The organism is Methylosinus sp., assembly GCF_036560965.1.
GTDB lineage: Bacteria > Pseudomonadota > Alphaproteobacteria > Rhizobiales > Beijerinckiaceae > Methylosinus.
Window position 1 is genome coordinate 109,424 of the sequence record NZ_DATBQF010000056.1, and the last position, 19,765, is coordinate 129,188.

At 67.6% G+C, this 19,765-nt stretch carries 16 protein-coding genes and 1 pseudogene; 10 read left to right on the forward strand and 7 right to left on the reverse strand.

Annotated elements, in window-relative coordinates; translation table 11 throughout:
• Positions 1-30 precede the first annotated feature (30 nt).
• Together VIF40_RS14615 and VIF40_RS14620 are read left to right on the forward strand one after the other, a co-directional pair.
• On the forward strand, positions 31-1,002 hold the full coding sequence (locus VIF40_RS14615; RefSeq protein ID WP_331938241.1) for a histone deacetylase family protein: 972 nt from the start codon (positions 31-33) through the stop codon (positions 1,000-1,002).
• Positions 1,003-1,108: 106 nt separating this feature from the next.
• Positions 1,109-1,420 carry a hypothetical protein gene (locus tag VIF40_RS14620; protein WP_331938242.1) on the forward strand — a complete coding sequence of 104 codons (312 nt, stop codon included), beginning with the start codon at positions 1,109-1,111 and terminating at the stop codon, positions 1,418-1,420.
• A gap of 2 nt (positions 1,421-1,422) precedes the next feature.
• On the opposite strand, the gene VIF40_RS14625 is transcribed toward VIF40_RS14620, so the two are convergent.
• Genes VIF40_RS14625 through VIF40_RS14635 form a run of 3 tightly spaced genes read right to left on the reverse strand, consistent with a single transcriptional unit; the run spans position 1,423 to position 5,142 of the window.
• Positions 1,423-2,175 (reverse strand): phosphodiester glycosidase family protein, encoded by a 753-nt coding sequence (locus VIF40_RS14625; RefSeq protein WP_331938243.1) that lies wholly within the window; start codon positions 2,173-2,175, stop codon positions 1,423-1,425.
• Positions 2,176-2,218: 43 nt separating this feature from the next.
• Positions 2,219-2,788 carry an N-acetyltransferase family protein gene (locus VIF40_RS14630; protein ID WP_331938244.1) on the reverse strand — a complete coding sequence of 190 codons (570 nt, stop codon included), beginning with the start codon at positions 2,786-2,788 and terminating at the stop codon, positions 2,219-2,221.
• Entirely contained in the window at positions 2,785-5,142 is a 2,358-nt protein-coding gene (locus tag VIF40_RS14635; protein WP_331938245.1) for an Orn/Lys/Arg decarboxylase N-terminal domain-containing protein, read from the reverse strand. Before VIF40_RS14635 ends, VIF40_RS14630 begins: the two co-directional genes overlap by 4 nt.
• 185 nt (positions 5,143-5,327) lie before the next feature.
• Here VIF40_RS14635 and VIF40_RS14640 point away from each other — a divergent pair, with 185 nt between their 5' ends.
• Positions 5,328-6,308, forward strand: a complete 981-nt coding sequence (locus VIF40_RS14640; protein WP_331938246.1) for an LLM class flavin-dependent oxidoreductase — start codon at positions 5,328-5,330, stop codon at positions 6,306-6,308.
• 45 nt (positions 6,309-6,353) lie between these two features.
• On the opposite strand, the gene VIF40_RS14645 is transcribed toward VIF40_RS14640, so the two are convergent.
• The 3 genes from VIF40_RS14645 to VIF40_RS14655 are packed head-to-tail and all read right to left on the reverse strand — an operon-like array spanning position 6,354 to position 12,228.
• Positions 6,354-7,988, reverse strand: a complete 1,635-nt coding sequence (locus VIF40_RS14645; RefSeq protein WP_331938247.1) for a hybrid sensor histidine kinase/response regulator — start codon at positions 7,986-7,988, stop codon at positions 6,354-6,356.
• Positions 7,985-8,815, reverse strand: coding sequence for a CheR family methyltransferase (locus VIF40_RS14650; RefSeq protein WP_331938248.1), 831 nt, complete (start codon positions 8,813-8,815; stop codon positions 7,985-7,987). Before VIF40_RS14650 ends, VIF40_RS14645 begins: the two co-directional genes overlap by 4 nt.
• Entirely contained in the window at positions 8,812-12,228 is a 3,417-nt protein-coding gene (locus VIF40_RS14655; RefSeq protein WP_331938249.1) for a response regulator, read from the reverse strand. The genes VIF40_RS14650 and VIF40_RS14655 overlap by 4 nt, the downstream gene beginning before the upstream one ends.
• 344 nt (positions 12,229-12,572) lie before the next feature.
• On the opposite strand from VIF40_RS14655, the gene VIF40_RS14660 reads away from it, so the two are divergent.
• The 7 genes from VIF40_RS14660 to VIF40_RS14690 are packed head-to-tail and all read left to right on the forward strand — an operon-like array spanning position 12,573 to position 19,003.
• Complete coding sequence (locus VIF40_RS14660) at positions 12,573-13,574, forward strand: AAA family ATPase (RefSeq protein ID WP_331938250.1); 1,002 nt, start codon at positions 12,573-12,575, stop codon at positions 13,572-13,574.
• On the forward strand, positions 13,571-14,518 hold the full coding sequence (locus VIF40_RS14665) for a DUF58 domain-containing protein (RefSeq protein WP_331938251.1): 948 nt from the start codon (positions 13,571-13,573) through the stop codon (positions 14,516-14,518). The genes VIF40_RS14660 and VIF40_RS14665 overlap by 4 nt, the downstream gene beginning before the upstream one ends.
• Complete coding sequence (locus tag VIF40_RS14670) at positions 14,502-14,951, forward strand: DUF4381 family protein (protein WP_331938252.1); 450 nt, start codon at positions 14,502-14,504, stop codon at positions 14,949-14,951. The genes VIF40_RS14665 and VIF40_RS14670 overlap by 17 nt, the downstream gene beginning before the upstream one ends.
• Positions 14,948-15,913 (forward strand): VWA domain-containing protein, encoded by a 966-nt coding sequence (locus VIF40_RS14675; protein ID WP_331938253.1) that lies wholly within the window; start codon positions 14,948-14,950, stop codon positions 15,911-15,913. The genes VIF40_RS14670 and VIF40_RS14675 overlap by 4 nt, the downstream gene beginning before the upstream one ends.
• Positions 15,910-16,821, forward strand: a complete 912-nt coding sequence (locus VIF40_RS14680) for a vWA domain-containing protein (protein WP_331938254.1) — start codon at positions 15,910-15,912, stop codon at positions 16,819-16,821. Before VIF40_RS14675 ends, VIF40_RS14680 begins: the two co-directional genes overlap by 4 nt.
• Positions 16,818-17,693 (forward strand): tetratricopeptide repeat protein, encoded by an 876-nt coding sequence (locus tag VIF40_RS14685; RefSeq protein WP_331938255.1) that lies wholly within the window; start codon positions 16,818-16,820, stop codon positions 17,691-17,693. Before VIF40_RS14680 ends, VIF40_RS14685 begins: the two co-directional genes overlap by 4 nt.
• On the forward strand, positions 17,693-19,003 hold the full coding sequence (locus VIF40_RS14690) for a BatD family protein (protein ID WP_331938256.1): 1,311 nt from the start codon (positions 17,693-17,695) through the stop codon (positions 19,001-19,003). The genes VIF40_RS14685 and VIF40_RS14690 overlap by 1 nt, the downstream gene beginning before the upstream one ends.
• 388 nt (positions 19,004-19,391) lie before the next feature.
• Here the strand turns inward: VIF40_RS14690 and VIF40_RS14695 are convergent.
• A pseudogene (locus VIF40_RS14695) lies at positions 19,392-19,621 on the reverse strand (cation transporter); the annotation flags it as partial.
• Positions 19,622-19,765: the final 144 nt, after the last annotated feature.

A 19,765-nucleotide genomic window follows, 5' to 3' on the forward strand; every position in this document is an offset into this window, starting at 1 on the left:
CGCAGGCAGGCGTTTGCGTTAACGGCGGGGTTGGCGCTTTCGCCCGATTTCGTTGCGGCTGGCGGCGCCGAGCCGACGACCCTCCTCGTCACCCACGCATCCGGGTTCGCGCATGAGGTGGGCGCGGGGCGGCCCGACCAGCCCGAGCGGCTGCGCGCCATAGCCGCCGCCTTGGATGCGGATCATTTCGCCGCGCTGCGCCGCGCGGAAGCCCCGCCGTCTTCGCGCGAGGCGATCCTCGCCGTTCACGCGCCCTCTCTGCTCGAGCGTCTCGAGAAAGCCGCGCCGCAAAGCGGGCTCGCGACGCTCGGCCCGGACATCGTCATGAGTCCCCGCTCGCTCGAGGCCGCGCTGCGCGCCGCCGGCGGCGCGATCTTCGCCGTCGACGCGGTGATGCGCGGCGCCGCCCGCAATGCTTTCGTCGCCATGCGCCCGCCCGGCCATCATGCGACGCGCGAGAGCGCCATGGGCTTCTGCTTCTTCAACAACGCCGCCATCGCCGCGCGCCACGCCATCGCCGCGCATGGCGCCGAGCGCGTCGCCATCGTCGACTTCGACGTGCATCACGGCAATGGATTGCAGGAGATCTTCTGGTCGCAGAAGAACGTCCTCTATTGCTCCTCGCATCAATCGCCGCATTATCCCTTCACCGGCGCCGCGAGCGAGCGCGGCGAGCATGACAACATCGTCAACGTCCCGCTCGCCAAAGGCTCCGGCGGCGAGCATTTCGCGCAGGCTTGGACGCAGGCGATTCTCCCGCGCCTCGACGATTTTGCGCCGGACATCCTCCTCATTTGCGCCGGTTTCGACGGGCATTTGCACGATCCGCTCGGCGGGTTGCGCCTGCAACGTCAGGACTTCGCCGAGCTCACGCTGCGCCTCGCAGAGATCGCCGCGCGCCGCTGTAGCGGGCGCATCGTCTCAATGCTCGAGGGCGGCTATCGGCCGGACGATCTCGCCGCCTGCGTCGCCGCTCATGTCGGCGCGCTGATGGGGGCGTGAGGCGTCTTCCGCCTGGCGCGTGCGCGGGCGCACATCAATGACGATCTCGATCATGGCATCACGGCCAGGAAGACGCCGTGCGCAAAAACTGTGAAGGGAGAGAACAATGGACCTCGGCAGGAATGAATGGATCCAAGCCCGCGCGCAAATGATCGGCAAGCGCGCGCTCATCGGCCTCACCCGCGTGACGCCGCACGGCAAGGTGCTGCGCCAGATGTTCGGCACGATCGCCGCCATCGATAGCGCGGGCGTCGATATAGAGCTGGAAGGCAAGGACGCCGGCCGCAAGGTGCGCCTGCCGCCGGACCTCGGTCGCTTCCGCATCGCCGGCCCCGGCGACTATCTGCTCTGGGAGACGGGCGAGATTCTCGCCGATCCGGATTTCGTCGGCGCCTTCACCGTCAACGAAGCGGCGTAAAGTCACCGCGCCCGCTCGACGACGCCGACCATCGGCCCCATGGGGCGGAAACGATCGTGCCGCGAGATCGACGGCGCATAGAGCGCCGAGATCGAGCCGTCGAGGAAAAGCGCGTCCGGACATTTCAGCCGCTCGCGAAACAGGCTCGCGAAGGCGTGGAAGGTCACCGGCTGGTTGGAGATGGCGAAAGCGACGATATGGCCGTCGCGCACGCCGACGCCATTCCTGATCTTCTGCGATGTGCCGGTGTCGTGAATGCGCGGATTGATGCGTCCGCCGATGACGAGCATCGGGCCCGATTGCGTCGCATAGGCGGGATGCAGCCGCTTCTCGAGGAAGCGTTGCGTCTCGACGACGCCGGCGCGCGCGCCCTCCACCCAGAAGATTCCATTGGGCTTCATGTGGAAATTGCCGGCGCCCGAATGGGTGTTGGCGCTCTTCTCCATATGGCCGCCTTCGACATAGAGCCCGACAGGCCAGCGGCGCTCGTCATACATTCCGGCGTTCATCGCGAAGAGCAGCTTTTCGCTTCTTTGCGCGAGCGCGGCGTCGAGCGCCGAGAAGGAGCCATAGACCTCGCCTTTGTCGTCGCCGAGGAAAAGGCGGATGGAATCGCTGCGCGTGTCGAAGACGCAGATGGTGTAGCTCGCGCCTTGCTCCTCCACATCCTGACAAGGATTGCGCGACGCCGCGGCCGCGGGCGTGGCGAGGAGCAGGAAGACGGCGAGGCGAAGGAGGCGGCGAAGCGGAATCATGCGGCGATCATAGCATGACGCGGCGATTCGCTCGCGGCCGGCGTCAGCTGCGCGCATCGGGCGGCGTCGCGGCGCCGGGCCCGAGCGAGCGCTGCAATATGACGGAATCGGTCCATTGGCCGAATTTATATCCGACGCCGGAGAGTGTGCCCGCCTGCCGGAATCCAATCGCCTCATGCAGCTTCAGCGACGCTTCGTTGGAGGCGTCGACATAGCCGATCATCTGCCGAAACCCCGCCGCCGCGCAGGAATCGACGAGCGCCTGCAGCAGCAGCCGGCCGACGCCGCGATGCAGATGCAGCGGATCGACATAGATCGAATGCTTGACCACATAGCGATAGGCCGGCCGCTTGCGAAAGGGCACGACATAGGCGTAGCCGAGGACGGCGCGCTCATGCTCGGCGACGAGATGCGGCAGCCGATGATTGCCCATATTCTTGCGCCGGCGCTTCAAATCCTCCTTCTGCGGCGGCTCGTAGAGCGGCGCCTCGGAAGGGTCGAGCCCCTTGCGCACATGCTGCAGATAGATCGCCAGCATGGCGTCGACGTCCTCGTCGCGCGAGGCGCGGACGATTATCGTCGCGCGTTCGGCGCTCGCGTCGATCATGCTCATTCCTGCACCACATAAGTGTAGAGCCGCATCTTCGCGTCGCCGTTCCACTGCTTGTAGAGGCCCTGAATCTCATAGTCGAAGCCAGGGAAGAGATTGGCGCTGCGCTCGAACATGCGCAGATAGTCGAGCATGGGCCGCGCTTTCTCGTCGAGCCGCTCGCCCGGAACGATCGTCGCGATGCCCGGCGGATAGATGACGAACAGCGTCGTGGCGATGCGGCCGTCGATCTCGTCGATCGGCAGAAAATCCACATCATTGCGCACGAGGCGCAGATAGGCCTCGCGCGGCGTCATCGCCATCTCGGGGAGATGCTCCTGCCGGAATTGCGCGCGCTGCAAGGCGCTGGCGTCCGCCTCCTTGAAGAAGCGATGCATGTCGCCGCAGAGATCGCGCAGCCGCACGCCCTTGTAGCGCGTCGAGCGCCGCGCGACGAATTCCGGGATCACGTCTTGCAGCAGCGCATTGTCGTCATGCAGGCGCTTGAAGGCGACGAGCGACGAGACGAGCGTGCCCGCCTTGCTCGATTCGACGCCCGGCGTCAGCAGAAACAGCAAAGAGTTGAGGTCGTTCTTCTCCGGCACGATGCGGTTCTCGCGCAAATATTGCGCGACGATCGGCGCCGGGATTCCGTGATCGGCATAGGCGCCGGTCTCGCGGTCGAAGCCCGGCGTCAGCAGGGTGAGCTTGGCCGGATCGGTGATGGCGAAGCCCGGCGCCATATTAGAAAATCCGTGCCAGCGCGCATCCGGCGCGAGCGCCCAGAGTTCTGGATTGCGCGCGAGCTGATCGGTGGAGACGCTCTCCCAGGGAACGCGATGCGCGCCAGTCTCGCGCGCGGCGTCGGGAATGGAGACCCAGTCGGGCGCGAAAGGATCGAAGAACCAGCGTCGCGCCGGGTCCTGCTCCTTGGCCTCGAACTCGCGCCGCACCGCGCGCAGCTTCTTGCGCAGCTCTATGCCGAGCCGGATCGTGTCGTCCCACAACAGCTCGCCGGAGCGGCCCTTCATCATTTGCGCGCCGACATCGAGCGAGGCGAACAGCGGATAGAAGGGCGAGGTGGAGGCGTGCTGCATGAAGCCTTCGTTGAAGCGGCGATGCTCCACGCGCCGCCGCTGGCCCTTGATGTGGCGGTCGCGCACATGGATTTGCGACGCCTGCGAGAAGCTGGCGAGCTGCTTATGCGTCGATTGCGTCGCGACGATTCCAGGCGAATCCTCGGTCAGATTTTTGAGCCCCATGGCGAAGCGCCGCTCATAGAGCGGATGAAACTTCATGAAGCCGGCCCAGGCCTCGTCGAAGAGAATGTAATCGCAAAGATGCCCGATCTTGTCGATTATCCATTCGGCGTTGTGAATCGTGCCGTCATAGGTGCATTGCTCGATGACGGCGGCGCGGAAGGGCCGCTGCTTGCGCCAGGCGTCCTTGTCCTTCACCAGCGGATTGGCGCGAATGCGCTCGCGCAATTTTTCTTCGTCGAACGCCTCGTGATCGATGGGGCCGATGAGGCCATGGGCGTTGCGCGTCGTCGGCAGATAGACCGGCACGCCGCCGCCGAGCAGCAGCGCGCCATGATGCGCCGCCTTGTGATTGTTGCGGTCGAACAGCACGAGATCGCCCTCGGCGACGAGATTGGTGAGCACGACCTTGTTGGAGGACGAGGTGCCGTTGAGCACGAAGTAGGTCTTCTCCGCGCCGAAGATTTCGGCCGCCGCCTTTTGCGCCGCGAGCGCCGGGCCCTCATGCGTCAGCAGATCGCCGAGCTCCACGACCGAATTATCGAGATCGTCGCGAAACACGGCCTCGCCCAAATGCTCCATGAAGATGCGGCCGATCGGGCTGCGGCTGTAGAAAATGCCGCCATTGTGGCCGGGGCAGGTCCAGAGCTGATTGCCCTCCTCGGCGTAGTCGACCAGCGCGCCGAAGAAGGGCGTCTTCAACGTCTCCGCATATTGCTTGAGGCGCGAGACGAGATTTTTGGCGATGAATTCCGGCGTCTCCTCGGCGAGGAAGACATAGCCGTCGATGAAATCCAGCACCTCGACTGGAATATCCTCGAAACGCTTGCGCCGAATGAGCAGCATGATCGGCATTTCGAGCCCGCGCTTGCGCATGAGATCGATGAGCGAGGCGGTCTTGCCCTCGAGCCCTTTCTTGCCCCAATCGACGACGAGGCAGCCGATGGCGGCGTCGGTCTGCACGACGATCTCGGCGTCCTCCACGCGGCGCGCGCGCACGACCTGGAAGCCCATGCTCTCGATCGCCGTGATGATCTGATTGACGCGCAGCCCCTCGAGATCGTCGGCCTCGAAATTCGGCGCGGAGAAGAGGAATGTGAAGCGACGGGAGAAGTCCATTCGAATCGGCCTGTGGCGCTAGCGCTGGAGATGAGGAGCCCCGCACACACAGCCTTGTTCTATGACACAATCGTGACGCCGCTTTGCGCCGCTCTAAATTTGCGCAGTCGGCCGCTTGCGGCAGGCGGAGCCGCGGCCTAAGCTATGTAGCCGCATTATACGACGTGGCGAGGAGTCCGATCGGCATGCGCATCGGCGTGTTTTGCACCTACGAAAACCCCCTCGGCGATTACAAAGCCTGCTTCGACGCGCAGACGCGCCTCGTGCGCCGCGCGGAGGAGGTCGGCTTCGAGGAGGCCTGGGTCGCCGAGCATCATTTCGACGATGACGCGGTCAGCCCGTCGATCCTTACGTTGCTTTCTTATCTCGCCGGCGTCACCTCGCGCGTGCGGCTCGGCTCGGCGGCGGTGCTGCTCGCCTTCCGCAATCCGATCCAGGTGGCGGAGGACATTGCGACGATCGATGTTCTCTCCAATGGCCGTTTCGATTTCGGCGTCGCCAAGGGCGGGCCGTTTCCGGCGCAGAACAAGCATTTTCACGCCGCCAAGGACGCGACGCGCGACATCACGCTGGAGGCGCTCGAGCTGATCGAGCGGCTGCTCTATGAGGATCGCGTCACCTTCTCCGGCGCGCATTTTCAGGTCGATGATCTCGCGCTTGCGCCCAAGCCGCTGCAAAAGCCCATCCCCATTTGGATCGCCACTTCGACGCCGGCGGCGATCGACCATGCGGCGCGCAAGGGTTTCGGCATAATGGCGGCCTCGCTCGTTCCATTGGCGAAGATCGAGCAGGCGGTCGCCGCCTATCGCGCCGCGGGGCCGGGCGCCGATCCGCGCCTGGCTCTTGCGCGCTTCTATTACGCGGCCGAGACGCGCGAGCGCGCGCTCGCCGAGGCTCTGCCCTTCATCGCGCGCTTCGCCGATCGCATGCGCGGCATCTTCCTCGCGCAAAATGCGCCGGCGTCTTTCGATCCGGCGGAGATCGTCGAGCGCTCGCTGATCGGCAGCTATGACGAGATCGCCGAGACGATCATCGACATTCATCGCCGCCTCGGCGCGCGCTCGCTGCTGCTGAAGCCGGCGACGGCGAATGAGGCGCGCGCGCTGGCGAGCCTCGACGATTTCGCCGCGAAGATTCGCCCGCGCCTCGACGCCGCGGGCGTTTGAGGGCGCGTCAGAACGCGACCTGCGCCGTTCGCCCCCGCCGCCCGTTCAGGATCGTTCTGCGCTATCCGCGAGAAGCCGCTGTATGGTCTCTAGCAGGCGCTCGACATCGGCGGGCTTGCCGAGCTGCGCGCAATTCTGGAGGGGCATGCGGCCCGGCTCCGTCTCGGAAGGGTCGCCGCTCAGCACCAGCGCGGGCAGGTCGCGGTTGAGCAGCTCGCGCAGCCGCCGCACGACATGGGGCCCCTCGACGCCATTCGGCAAATGATAGTCGATGATCACCAGATCCGGCCGGGCGCGGTCGCCGACCACGACGTCCGTCGCCGCGTCGCCGTCGGCCGCCGAGATCACCTCATGGCCCTCGGTCGTCAGCAGCAGCTCGAGCGAGTCGAGAACGTCCGGGTCGTCGTCGACGACGAGGATCACGGCCGTGCGTGAGGGGCGCGGGCCGAAGCCGGCGCGAGCGCGCGGCTCCTCCGCTTCCGGCCGGCGTCCGTCGGCGCCGAAGCCGTCGCGGCGATCGAAGAAGGGCCGCGTCTCGACCGTGCAGCGGCGCGGCAGCAGTATGTGGCAGCGCGTGCCGCGATCGTCGTCCGATTCGAGCTCGATCGTTCCGCCATGCGCCAGCACGATCTGCCGGCAGATGAACAGGCCGAGCCCGAGCCCGTGCATGCGATCGCCGCTGGCGAAGGGCTCGAACAGCGAGTCGCTGAGCGCGCTCGGCACGCCGGGGCCGTCGTTGCAGACGTCGATCGCCAGCCAGCCGGCGGCGGCTCCGTCGATGCGCAGCGCGATCTTCGAGCCCGGCGGACTGTGCTCGACGGCGTTGCCGACGAGATTGGAGAGCAGCTGAAGCATGCGGTCGATGTCCCAGGCGCCCTGCATGTCGCCGTCGAAATCGAGCCGCAAGCGCCCGTCGCGTCCGGCGAATTCATCGGCGATCTGCTCGACGATGCGCCGAAAATCCGCCGCGGCGGGCCGTATGGCGAGGCCGTTTCCAAATCGGATGCGCGTCAGATCGAGGATCTGGTCGATCATCCGCGCCATGCGGCCGCCGCTCTGGCGAATGACCTGCAGCGCCTTCCGCAGATCGTCGTCCTGCGCATTCGGCAGCGAGCGTTCGGCGGAGGTCAGAATGCTCTGCAGCGGATTGCGCAGGTCGTGCCCGAGAATGCCGACGAACATTTCGCGCATGCGCTCGATCTGGAGGAGCTGCTGGCGCTGCCGCTCGAGCGTGACGAAGACATCGACCTTGCTGCGCAGCACCTGCTGGTCGATCGGCTTGAACAGATAGTCGACGGCGCCGACCTCATAGCCTTTGAACATGCGCGCGACATCCGGCGAATGCGCGGTCACGAAGACGATCGGCACATAGCGGGTCTTCTCGACGCCGCGCATCAGCGTCGCCAGCTCGAATCCGTCCATTTCCGGCATATGCACATCGATGATGGCGAGCGCGACGCTCCTGTCGAGGAGAATATCGAGCGCGGCGCGGCCCGATTGCGCGGTGACGATCTCGAATTCGTCGCAGCGGAGAATGGCCTCCATGGCGATCAGATTTTCGGCGAAATCATCGACGATGAGCACGACCGGAAGCTTGGACGCGCGGCCGGCGTCGAAATCGGCCGACACCGATCGCCGACGGCCGGACGGGTTCGAGGAGTTTTCGATCGCTCTCATCATTTCACCCGATAGATCTGCTCATTGGTCGAAAGAAGCTCGAGAGATGACGCATGACGCGAGACGGCGAGCGATTCATTCGGCCCGAGCCCCAGGAATCCACGCGGGCACAGCGATTCGCGAAACACGCCGATCACGCGGTCCTGCAGCGCCTTGTCGAAATAGATCAACACGTTCCGGCAAGAAATGAGATGCATCTCGGCGAAGGCGGCGTCGGTCGCGAGACTGTGATCGCAAAACAGGATGCGCTGCTTCAGAAAGGGGACGATGGTCGCGCAGGCGCCGCGGGCGACGAAATAATCGGAGAGCGCCGCGCGCCCTCCGGACCTGTGATAATTCTCGGCGAATCCGCCCATGCGGAAAAGCTCGTAGGCGCCGGCCTGCGCGACCGCCATGCTCTCCTTGTCGATGTCGGTCGCATAGACGAGCGAGCGCCCGAGCAGCCCCTCCTCATGCAGGAGAATGGCGATCGAATAGGCCTCCTCGCCGGTTCCGCAGCCTGCGATCCAGATCCGCAGCGACGGATAGGTCGCGAGATGCGGCGCGATGGTCTCGCGCAGCCGCCGATAATAGCCGGGGTCGCGAAACAGATCGCTCACCTGTATCGTCAGATAGCGCAACGCTTCCGTGAAGGCGCCGTCGTCATGGACGATGCGATCGAGGAGATCGGTGATCGTCTCGCATCGAAGCGCGATCTGCGCCCGCGCCACGCCGCGTCGCAGCGAGGAGCGCGCATAGCCGCGGAAATCCTGCTGGTGGAGGCGGTAGATCGCCTCGAGCAGCAGATCGAGCTCGATCTCGGCCTTTGCGTCGGAGTCGAGAGCGATCATTTCGGCATCCAGACGCGGATCAGCGACAGCAGCTTCTCGACGTCGATCGGCTTGGAAATATAATCATTGGCGCCGGCGGCGAGACATTGCTCGCGGTCGTCGGGCATGGCCTTGGCGGTCAGCGCGATGATCGGCAGCGCGGCTTTCGCCTCGCGCGCGCGGATCGCGCGCATCGCCGTGAGTCCGTCCATCTCCGGCATCATCAGATCCATCAGCACGAGGTCGATCGCCGGATCGACATCGATGCGCTCCAGCGCCTCCCTGCCATTGCGGGCGATCTGCACGGCGACGCCCTCGCGCTCCAGCACGGCGGTCAGCGAGAATATATTGCGGACGTCGTCCTCGACCAGCAGCAGGCGGCGGCCGTCGAGAATGTTGTCGCGGCTGCGCGCGATCTCGAGCATATGCTGCTGCTCGGGCGACAGCGTCGATTCCGCCTGATGCAGGAAGAGCGTCGTCTCCTCGATGAGCCGCTCCGGCGAGCGGGCGCCTTTGACGATGATGGATTTCGACAGACGCCGCAGCTTCTGCTCCTCGTCCATACTGAGCGAGCGCGCCGTGTAGACGATCACCGGCGGCGCGGTGCGCGCTTCGTCGCGGCTGATGCGCTCTAGAAATTCGAAGCCGCTGACGCCCGGCAGCATCAGGTCCAGAACGACGCAGTCGAACCGTCGGTCGCCGATCTCGCGCATGGCGTCCTCGGCCGTCGCGACCGCGACGATCTCGACGCCGGCGGACGAGAGGAGATCGTTCAGCGCGGCGCGTTGAACGCTCTCGTCCTCGACGATCAGGATCGATTTCTTGTCGCGCGTGATCCGCTCCTCGAGCAGGCGGAAGGCGGAGACGAGCTGCTCGCGCTTGGCGGGCTTCAATATGTAGCCGACGGCGCCCATCTCCAGCGCCACCTTCTGATAATCATGCACCGAGACCACATGGATCGGCGCGTGGCGGATCGAGGGGTCGCGCTTCAACAACTCGAGAACGGTGAGGCCGGACTGGTCCGGAAGCCCGATGTCGAGCACCACCGCCTCCGGCCGGAAATGCCGCGCGAGCCGCAGCGCGTCGCCCGCCGCGCCCGCGACGATGCATTTGAAGCCGAGCTCGCGCGCGAGGTCGCGGAGGATTTCCGCGAAGGCGGGATCGTCCTCGACGATCAGCGCGATGCGGCGCGAGTCGGCGAGCGCGTCGCGGTCGTCGGCGATCGGCGTCTGAGCGCTTTCTGCGGGCGTGGGCGGCTCCTCGCGCCGGATGACGGGCTCCAGCCGAATAGGCGCGCCGTCCGCGCGCAGCGGCAGTTGCAGCGTGAAGGCGCTGCCGCGTCCCGGCTCGCTGCGCACAGTGAGCACGCCGCCGAGCAGATCGGCGAATTCGCGCGAGATCGAGAGGCCGAGGCCCGTGCCGCCGAATTTCCGGTTGATCGCGCCATTGGCCTGGCGAAAGACCTGGAAGATCGCCTCCTGCTGGTCGTCGGCTATGCCGATGCCGGTGTCTTCCACGATAAAGGCGAGGCGCCGCGAATCCTCCCGCCGCACGGCGAGGCGCACGCCGCCGCGCTCGGTGAACTTCACCGCATTGGCGAGCAGATTGGAGAGGATTTGTAGCAGGCGCTGGCGATCGGTCTCGATCGTCTCCGGCGCGCCGGGCTCGACGACGACGGAGAATTGCAGCCGCCGTTCCGCGGCGAGCGGCTCGAAGCGGCGCTCGAGATCGGCGACGAGAGCGGCGACCGCGGTCGGCTCGATGTCGAGCTCGATCTTGCCGGCCTCGATCTTGGAGAGATCGAGAATATCATTGATGAGCACGAGGAGATCATTGCCGGCGGAGTAGATGCTCTGCGCATATTTGATCTGCTCGGGCGCGAGATTTCCGTCTCTATTGTCGACGAGCAGCTTCGCGAGAATGAGCGAGCTGTTGAGCGGCGTGCGCAGCTCATGCGACATATTGGCGAGAAATTCCGATTTGTAGCGGCTCGTCCGCTCGAGCTCCTCGGCCTTCTGCCGCAGCGCGGATTCGGTCACCAGCAGATTCTCCTGCTGCAGCTCGAGCGCCCGCGTGTGCTCCTCCAGCGTGTCGTTGACCTGGCGCAGCTCCTCCTGCTGCGCGGTGAGCTCTTCCCCTTGCGCGCGCGCTTCCTCCAGCAATTGCGCGATGCGCGCCCGCGCCTCGGCGGCGCCGATCGCCTGTCCGACGCCGACCGAGACGAAATCGAGAAACTCGAGCCGCCATCCGCAGAAGGGCGTCAGCGCGCCGAGCTCGATGACGCCGCGCGTCTCGCCCTCGTGCAGCAATGGGAAGATCACGAGATGGCGGGGCGGCGCCTCGCCGAGGCCCCAATGAATGCTGAGCCCGTCCTCGGGAATGTCGGTCACGATGATGCGGCGCTTCTCCAGCGCGATCTGCCCGATGAGCCCCTCGCCGAGCCGCCATCGCTCGCGCAGGCCCGAGGTCGTGGCGTAGGTCCCGGCGAGCCGCAGCGTCGCGCCGCCATCCTCGGCGACATATTGCGCGCCGACCTGCGCGTTCAGCGCGCGGCAGAGCAGCGAGAGCACGCGCTGCGCCAGCTCGCGCATCGTCGGATTGCCGCTCATCGCCTGGCCGAGCGCGGTCTCCGTCTCGGCGATCCACATCTGCCGCTCGTTGCGTTCGGCGGCGTCGCGCAGCGCATCGGTCATCGCCAGCAGCGATTTGCCGAGCCGATCCTTCTCGCTGCGCGGCGTGGGCTGCGCGGAATAATCGCCGCCGGCGATCGTCTCCATCCCTTTGGCGACGCCGCGCAGGCTGTCGACGAGATCGTTGAGCGAAAGTCCCAGAATGTCGCCGGGGCCGGCGAGCGCGATATGATGGTCGAGATCGCCCTCCGTCACCGCGCGCATCACGCTGGCGACATGATGCAGCCTTTCCCTATGATCGTCGAGATTTTGCGCGGTGAGCGCGCCATAGGTGTCGACGACGATGGCCGAGTCGAAGGCGATCAGCTTGCGGATCGACAGAGCGGCCGTCGCCTTGGCGCGCAGCCGCTCGTCCGCCTCGATCGCCCGGCGCAGCCAGGCGGAGACGAATTCCATGGCGAGCAGATAGATGAGCAGGCCGAGCTCGATGCGCGCATGGGTCCGCCCGATGACGCGGCGGCGCTCGACATAGGCGTCGTCGACATCCGCGGCCAGAAAATCCGTCCAATAATCGTTCTGCTGCGCCTTGACGCGCTGCAGCATGCGCGGGTCGGCGAAGAAGCGGGCGAAATCGGAGAAGCCGCGCAGCCAGACGTAGAAGTCCTCGATCAGCTCCGGCACGCGGGGGGAGAGCGCGGCGCCGACAAAGCGCACGTCGTCGAAGGTCGACTCGTCGAGTCCATGCGTCGCGCGCAGCGAGGCCTGGTCCACCAGGAAAATAGCGTCTGTCTCGCCGGGGGACATTACGGCTCCCCGCGCGCGAATGCGCCGCCTCGGGCGCGCCGGAGTCTGCTGAGATCGTCGCGCATCATTGGTGCCCGCACGGGATGATAAAGGCTTACGGTTGTGAAAATGGGGACGCGTCACGTCGAGACGACCGCTCGTATCGACAGGTATAAATGGTGGGATCGGGCCGTCAATAGGCCGCTCGTGCGGCGCGGCGGCGGGGCGGCGCCTGCGCCATGGGCGCTATTGCCTGATAAATCGGGAAAAATGCCCGTTTCAGATCGCCAGTTTTCCCTCGACAGCGCGCGCTGCAGAGGCGAGAGTCCTCAGGTGCGCGCATTGGCCGCCGATGGACCTTTCGCATGAATCTGACGGAACCGCTTCGCATTCTCGCCCAAGGCCGCGCCGGCGATCCCGGCGCCCGGCTGGCGGAGATCAGGACATTCTTGCAAGAGCGCCTCATCGGCGCGGATGCGCTCGTCGAGCGGCTGCTGATCGGCCTCGTCGCCGATGGGCATGTGCTGCTCGAGGGCGCGCCGGGCCTCGCCAAGACGCGCGCCGTCAAGCTGCTCGCCCGCGCGTGCGATCTTTCTTTCGCGCGCATTCAATGCACGCCGGATCTGATGCCGGCCGACATCACCGGCACATCGATCTGGCGGCAGGACAAAAGCGCCTTCGAATTCGCCGCGGGTCCGATCTTTCATTCGCTGCTGCTCGTCGACGAGATCAATCGCGCGCCGCCCAAGGTGCAATCGGCGCTGCTCGAGGCCATGGCCGAGCGTCAGGCGACGATCGCCGGCGCGACCCATGCGCTGCCCGATCCTTTCATGACCGTGGCGACGCAAAACCCAATAGAGCATGAAGGCACGTTTCCGCTGCCGGAAGCGCAGCTCGATCGCTTCATGCTCCATGTCGAGCTCGCTCTCCCGGACGCTGCGACCGAGCGTCAAATCCTCGATCTCGTCGAGCGCGAGGATCAGGGGGAGCCGATCGCGGAGCCGGCGGCGCTGGAGGCGGAGGAGATCGCCGCGGCGCGCCTTGCGGCGAGATCGGTTTTTCTCTCCGCGGCGATCAAGGATTATATCGTGCGCCTCGTCACCGCGCCGCGCGATGCGGCGTTCGCGCCGGAGCTGGCGGCGAAGATCGCGCATCCCGCCTCGCCACGCGGCACATTGGCGCTCGCCGCCGCCGCCAAGGCGCGCGCCTTTCTCGACGGGCGCGATTATGTCGCGCCGCAGGATGTGAGCGCGCTCGCCGTCGATGTTCTCTCGCATCGCACCATTCTCGGATGGCGCGCGCTCGCGGAGGGCGAGACGCCGCGCGCGATCATTCGCGCTTATCTCGATGCGGTCCCGCCTGCATGAGCGCGGCGGAGGACCGTGATGCAGAGTCGCGCAATGTGGAGTCGCGCGTGGCCGGCGTCGATCTCGACGTCGAGGCGCTGATGCGTCTGCGGCTGCTCTCCGCGAGCGGCGATGCGCGCAGAGCCGCGGCTGTCGCGCCGCATGGCGGCGTCGCGCGGCGTCGGCGCGGACGCGGCTCCGAGACCTATGATGTGCGGCCGTGGTCGGACGGCGACGATATTCGCAGCCTCGACCGCAATGTCACGGCCCGCACCGGCGCGCCGCATGTGCGCAGCTTTCATGACGAGCGCGAGCGCAGCGCGCTCTATCTCGTCGATTTTCGCGCATCCATGCTGTTCGGCACGCGCCGCGCCTTTCGCTCTGTCGCCGCCGCGGAGGCCGTCGTCGCCTCCGCCTGGCGCGTGATCGATGGACAGGGCCGCATCGGCCTCGCCGCGATCGGCGCATCGGGCGCGCGCTGTTTCGGCTGGGCCGCGGGCGCGCGAAGCTTTCCGCCGCTGCTCGTCGCGCTCGCCGCTGCGCATCGCGCCGCTCTCGAAGACAAAGCCGAGCGAGACGAGCCGCCGCTCGCCGCGGCGCTCGAGGAAATGGAGCGTGTCGGCGGATCATCGGCGATGACGCTCGCCACCGCGCTCGACGCGCCGGGCGACGCTTTCGACGCGATCGCCGGGCGCATCGCCAGTCGGCGCGATGTCTCCGTCCTGCTCATCGCCGATCGTTTCGAGCTGGCGCCGCCGCCCGGTCTCTATCCGTTTCGCACGCGTCAGGCGGCCGGCCTGCTGCGCATCGCGCAGCGCGCGGCGCCGGCGGCGGACGAGCGGCAGGCGCGACTGCGCCGACTCGGCGCGCGCACGCTCGAGATCGACGCGGGCGAAGACGCCGAGACGATCGCGCGCGCTCTCGCATCTTTCGACGGGGAGCGGCTCGATGGCCGATCCCGCTGAGCTCATCGCGCAATTGCGGCCATTGCGCGCGCCGCCGCCGGATGGCGCGGCGGAGATTCTCGTGATGGCGCTCGTCGGCTGCATCGCCGGCGCGATGCTGACGCTCGCCTTTCTGTTCTGGCGCGCGCGCCGTCGGCCGCTGCGTCGCGCCGCGCTCTCGGCGCTGGTCGCCGCGCGCGCGCTGCCGGCGGCGGAACGACTCGCGGCGCAGGCGAAATTGCTGCGCGATCTCGTCGGCGCGCTCGACGGCGGGGTCGCGCGCCTCCATGGCGAGCCCTGGCTGGCGCGGCTCGACGCGCTTTTCGCGACGACTTTGTTCAGCGCAGGGGAGGGCCGCGCTTTCGGCGACGCGCTCTATCGTCCGCACGCCGACGATCCGACCGAGAGGCTCGATCGCGCTCTGCGAGCGCTGCTGGCGAGGGTCGATCGATGAACGGGCTCGAGCTGGCGACGCCTCTCGCTCTGGCGCTCCTTCCTGCGCCGCTCGCGCTGCGCATTCTGCTCGGCGCGCGCGCTGCGCCGGGCGGCGGACTTCCCTTGCCGGCGACGATCCGCCAGCGGCTGGGCGCCGACGCTTCGCCGAACCGGCTGCGACTCCCCTGGCGCGCGGTCGCCGGAGCGCTCGCTTGGGTCTGTCTCGTGCTCGCGCTCGCCGGTCCGCGCATCGCCGGCGCCGTCGCCGCTCTGCCGGCCGCCGGGCGCGACATCATGCTGGCGCTCGATCTCTCCGGCAGCATGACGAAGACGGATTTCGAGCTGGACGGCGTCGCCGCGAGCCGCCTCGCCGTGTTGAAGCATTTCGGCGCGGAGCTGATTCATCGTCGCGCCGGCGATCGGGTCGGTCTCGTCGTCTTCGCCGAGACGGCTTTCGCCGCGGCGCCCTCGAGCTTCGATCTTCGCGCGGTGAGCGCGACGCTCGAGTCGATGGAGATCGGCCTCGTCGGCCGCTCCACCGCGATCGGCGAAGGACTCGGCCTCGCGCTGAAGCGCCTCTCCGATTCGACCGCGCCGTCGCGTCTGGTGATTCTTCTCTCGGACGGCGCCAATAACGCCGGCTCCAGCGAGCCGGCCGCCGTCGCCGAGCTGGCGCGCGGCATGGGCGTGACGCTCTTCACCATCGGCCTCGGCGTCGACGACACGTCGAGCAAGCCGGACGATCCCGACGCGGTCGATTTCGCGGCCTTGCAGCACATCGCCGAGATCGGCGGCGGCGCGGCCTTTCGCGCCCGCACCGGCGCCGAGCTCGAGGCTGCGACGCGGGCCATAGAGGCGCTGATCGCCGGGCCGGCTCCGGCGCCGCCCACCGTGATCTTTCGCGAGCTCTGGATCTATCCGGGCGCGCTGGCGTTCTGCGCAGCGATGGCGCTGGCGCTCTCGACCAGGGAGCGGCGATGATCGACTTCGGCGATGTCGCTCTGCTGCGTCCGCTCTGGCTGCTCGTCCTGCCGGGGCTCGCGCTGCTGCTCGTCGCGACGCGGCGGCGCGACGCGCTCGGCGATTGGCGGCGCGCCGTCGATCCGTCGCTGCTCGCCGTTATTCTGCATCGTCACGCCATCGTCGGCGCGCCGCGGCGCGACGGTCCGCTGCTCGCGAGCGTCGCTCTCATCGCTGTGGCGCTCTGCGGGCCGGCGATGAAGACGCCCGGCGCCGAGCAGTTCCGCAATCTCGACGCGACATTGATCCTGCTCGACGTCTCGCGCGGCGAGCGCTTGCCGCAAGCGGTGGCGGCGGCGCAATTCCTGCTCGAGCGCTCGGGCGCGCGACAGCTCGGCCTGGTGCTCTACGCCGGCGACGCCTATCTCGCGAGTCCGCTGACCGATGATGCGAATTCGCTGGAATCCCTGCTCTACGCCATCGACGACACGACGGTTCCCGACGGCGGGATCCGGCCCGATCGCGCGCTCGCCTTCGCCCGCCGGCTGCTGCGCGAAGCGCGGATCGTCGCGGCCGACGTCGCCTTGATTTCCGATGGCGAGGGGCTCGACCCGCGCGCCGAGCGTCTCGCCGCCTCGCTGGCGGGAGAGGGTCGCCGGCTCCACACACTGTTCGTCTCCGCCCGCATCGGGGCGGATGCGCTCGATCCCGGCCGCCGCGCCGCCATGGCGTCGCTGGCCGCCGCCGGCCGCGGCCGCGCCGGCGACGCCGCTCATCCGCAGGAGATCGCCGAAGACATCGCCGCGCGCGGGATCGCCCATGTCGAACGGGGCGAGCTGCGCGCGCTGGAATGGCGGGACTATGGGCGCTTCCTCCTCCTTCTCGCGGCGGCGCCGCTGCTGCTCGTGCTGCGCGGGAGGGATGATTGACGTCGCGCGATCCTGTCCGAAGCGCACCGGAAGGCTCGCGGTCCGATGCGCTCGCTGGACCGCGAGCCTTCGGGCTCGCCCTGCTTTTCCTGGTCCTGTCGCTTCTCGCCGCGGGCTGGACGCTCGGCCCACAGCTCGCCGGCCGCGCGCTGCTGGCGTCGGGTCTTTCCTCCGCCGCGGCCCGAGCCTTCGCCGATCCCGCCTGGAAGGGCGTCGCTTTCTACGCCGCCGGGCGATGGGAGCAGGCCGCCGCGGCTTTCGCGCGCGATCCCGCGAGCGCCTATGATCTCGGCGGCGCGCTGGCGCTCGCCGGGCGCTATGAGGAGGCGGTCGCCGCCTATGATCGCGCCTTGCAGGCCGATCCGGACGACGAGGACGCCGCCTATAATAAGGATCTGCTGCTCGGCTTGATCGAGCGCGAGAGCGCCGCCGGCGCCGCCACGGCCAATTCGCCGGCGGCCGTCCAGCAGCGGGCGCGCGCCAATCCCGACGATGACGCCAGCGGCGCGGGCGAGGGCGCGGCGGGGGATCGCGAGACGCGCTCGCGTCCCGGCGAGCGCGGCGGCGCCAAAGCGTCCAAGGTCGGCAAGGGCCAGGACGAGGCGGCGGAAAGCGGCAGCGGCGCGACCGGCGCCGTCGGCGCCTCGGAGGGCGCGGGCCGCACCGGCGGCCAGAAGATCGATGTCGCCGCCCTGCTGCATGAGCGCGACCGCCGCGTGCGCCGGCGTCTCGAGGCGCGCTCCGTGCGGCCGAGCCCGGAATGGCTGCAGAGCCTCGCCGACGATCCGGGCCGCTTCCTGAAGCTGCGCATCGCCGCCGAAAAGGCGCGGCGGCTGCGCGCCGGCGGCGGCGCGCTGGAGGAGGACGATTGATGTCGCGCCGTCTCGCGCCGCTCGCTGGTCTCGCGCTTTGTCTCGCGCTCGCTTCGTTTGCGCCCGCCATGGCGCAAGAGGCCGAGGCGCAAGAGAAGATGGCGCAAGAGGAGACGACGCAGCAGGGGAGGGCGCAGGAGGAGGATGCGCCGGTCGGCCGCGTCGAGGTGCGCGTCGAGCTGCCCGCGCAGACGCCCTATGTCGGCGAGCCTCTGCGCCTCGTGCTGCGCTCCGCCATACGCGGCCGCATTCTGCTGGACCATATCATCCAGCCTTCGCTCGTCGATTTCGACTGGCAGCAATTCGGCGTCGATTCCTCGAGCGAAGAGATGATCGACGGTTTCTGGACGCCGGTCGTCGAGCGCGTGCTGATGATCTATCCGCTGCGCGCCGGGCGGCTGACGATCCCGTCCTTCACGCGGCGCATCGCCTATCGCATCGACGAGAGCGGCAGGGTCGAGACCGAATTCGCCTCCGCGCCTTTCGAGATCGAGGCGCGCGCGCGGGACGGTCTGGTCCCGCCGGGGGAGAGCTTTTTGCCGGCCAGGAGCCTGCGCATCACCGACTCCTGGGAGCCGGAGCCGGACAAAATCCCCTTCGGCGAGACGGCGCGGCGCATGGTCACGGTGGAGGCGGAGGGGATCACCGCCGACCGCCTGCCGCCGCTGCCCAATTTCCGCGCGCCCGGGATCATCACTTTCGCCGCGCCGGTCGAGCGGCGGACGATCGTCACCGACCAGGGGCCGATCGCGCGCGCCGTGTATCGCTGGAGCGTGCGTCCGGTGTCGTCGATCGCGGCCTTCGCGCCGCCGATCCGCATCGGCTGGTTCGATGTCGTGACGCGGCGGATGCGCGAGTCGGCCGCGCCCGAGCGCCGCGTCGCCTTCCTCGAGACGGCGCGCGATCAGGCCGCCGCGCGGGAACGCACGAGTCGCGGCCTGCTGGCGCCGAAACCGCTGATCGCCGCTCTGGCGAGCTTCGTCGCGACGATCGCCGTCGTCTTCCTGCTCGCCGCCCTGCCCAGGCGCGCTCTCGGGCGCCGGCCGGCGGCGCTCGGGGCGTTGCGCCGCGCGGCGAGCGCCGGGGACGTCGCCGCCTTTCGTCACGCGTCGAGCCAATTGGCGCAGGCCGATCGAGAGGGCTGGCGCAGGATCGTCGCGCGCGAGGACATCGGAGCGCCGCTCGCCGCGCTCGACGCTTGTCTCTATGGGCGGAAATCGGCGACGCGGCCCCCGCCGCTGGCGCTGCTCGCGCGCGCCATCGCCGCGGCCTGGGCGCGAGATCGCCGGCGATCGGGAGACCGAAGGTAGTGGGGTTGGGTTGTGTTTCGGCGATGCGCCATTATCGGCCATTCGATCTGGACCAAGCGAAAGTCCTCCTTCCCTGGATTTCGCAGACCTTCGCTGCCCTGGATTTTTCGTGGCCCGGCTAAAGGCCGCGTGACAAGCTTCGCTCTACCGACGATCTGCGTTCGCTATGCCACGTCGGCGACGCGCGTCTCTCCGCGGTGGCGGCGATAATCGGCGACATCGCGTACGATCGGGCAACATCCGTCGAAGGCGAACTCGGCGATGGGCGTGACAAAGATTGTGGTCGCCGGCGTCGAAAACATTGGTCGCTGTGCGTCGGCCCCTCGGCGACGCGCGCGCCGGATCGACGTCGCGAGAATTCGTGTCTCGAACAATATAGGTCACCGCCGAGATTATGTCCGGCGTCGGCGAGCAGCGCGACCGAATGACTCAGGACGCCGTAAGCCGCCTCCACGGCGACGAATCCGAAATTGAGCGCGATGCCAACCGCAAAAGCTTTTCCAACGCCGGCCGAGGCATGCACGTGGCCGCCGCCGTGATGATGGCGCGCGCGTGACCGTGGCCGTGATCGTGATCGTGGTTCGGATCGTCGAATGCGTGTTGTTCTTCACGAGTCATAGGCCTTGCCCTTCTGAGTTTACTTCTACATCCTCTAGCGACTAGAGGACTGGCGAAAGATCGAACCGCTTGCCCTCGCGGTGACCATGGTCTGGAATTTCGCACAAGATCAGTGACGCCTGCATGTGACAACATTCGATTCGG

Excerpts from the sequence above, each read along its gene's own strand:
- VIF40_RS14620 (WP_331938242.1), top strand. The coding sequence starts at position 1,109 with ATGGACCTCGGCAGGAATGAATGGATCCAAGCCCGCGCGCAAATGATC.
- VIF40_RS14625 (WP_331938243.1), bottom strand. The coding sequence starts at position 2,175 with ATGATTCCGCTTCGCCGCCTCCTTCGCCTCGCCGTCTTCCTGCTCCTC.
- VIF40_RS14630 (WP_331938244.1), bottom strand. The coding sequence starts at position 2,788 with ATGAGCATGATCGACGCGAGCGCCGAACGCGCGACGATAATCGTCCGC.
- VIF40_RS14635 (WP_331938245.1), bottom strand. The coding sequence starts at position 5,142 with ATGGACTTCTCCCGTCGCTTCACATTCCTCTTCTCCGCGCCGAATTTC.
- VIF40_RS14640 (WP_331938246.1), top strand. The coding sequence starts at position 5,328 with ATGCGCATCGGCGTGTTTTGCACCTACGAAAACCCCCTCGGCGATTAC.
- VIF40_RS14645 (WP_331938247.1), bottom strand. The coding sequence starts at position 7,988 with ATGATGAGAGCGATCGAAAACTCCTCGAACCCGTCCGGCCGTCGGCGA.
- VIF40_RS14650 (WP_331938248.1), bottom strand. The coding sequence starts at position 8,815 with ATGATCGCTCTCGACTCCGACGCAAAGGCCGAGATCGAGCTCGATCTG.
- VIF40_RS14655 (WP_331938249.1), bottom strand. The coding sequence starts at position 12,228 with ATGTCCCCCGGCGAGACAGACGCTATTTTCCTGGTGGACCAGGCCTCG.
- VIF40_RS14660 (WP_331938250.1), top strand. The coding sequence starts at position 12,573 with ATGAATCTGACGGAACCGCTTCGCATTCTCGCCCAAGGCCGCGCCGGC.
- VIF40_RS14665 (WP_331938251.1), top strand. The coding sequence starts at position 13,571 with ATGAGCGCGGCGGAGGACCGTGATGCAGAGTCGCGCAATGTGGAGTCG.
- VIF40_RS14670 (WP_331938252.1), top strand. The coding sequence starts at position 14,502 with ATGGCCGATCCCGCTGAGCTCATCGCGCAATTGCGGCCATTGCGCGCG.
- VIF40_RS14675 (WP_331938253.1), top strand. The coding sequence starts at position 14,948 with ATGAACGGGCTCGAGCTGGCGACGCCTCTCGCTCTGGCGCTCCTTCCT.
- VIF40_RS14680 (WP_331938254.1), top strand. The coding sequence starts at position 15,910 with ATGATCGACTTCGGCGATGTCGCTCTGCTGCGTCCGCTCTGGCTGCTC.
- VIF40_RS14690 (WP_331938256.1), top strand. The coding sequence starts at position 17,693 with ATGTCGCGCCGTCTCGCGCCGCTCGCTGGTCTCGCGCTTTGTCTCGCG.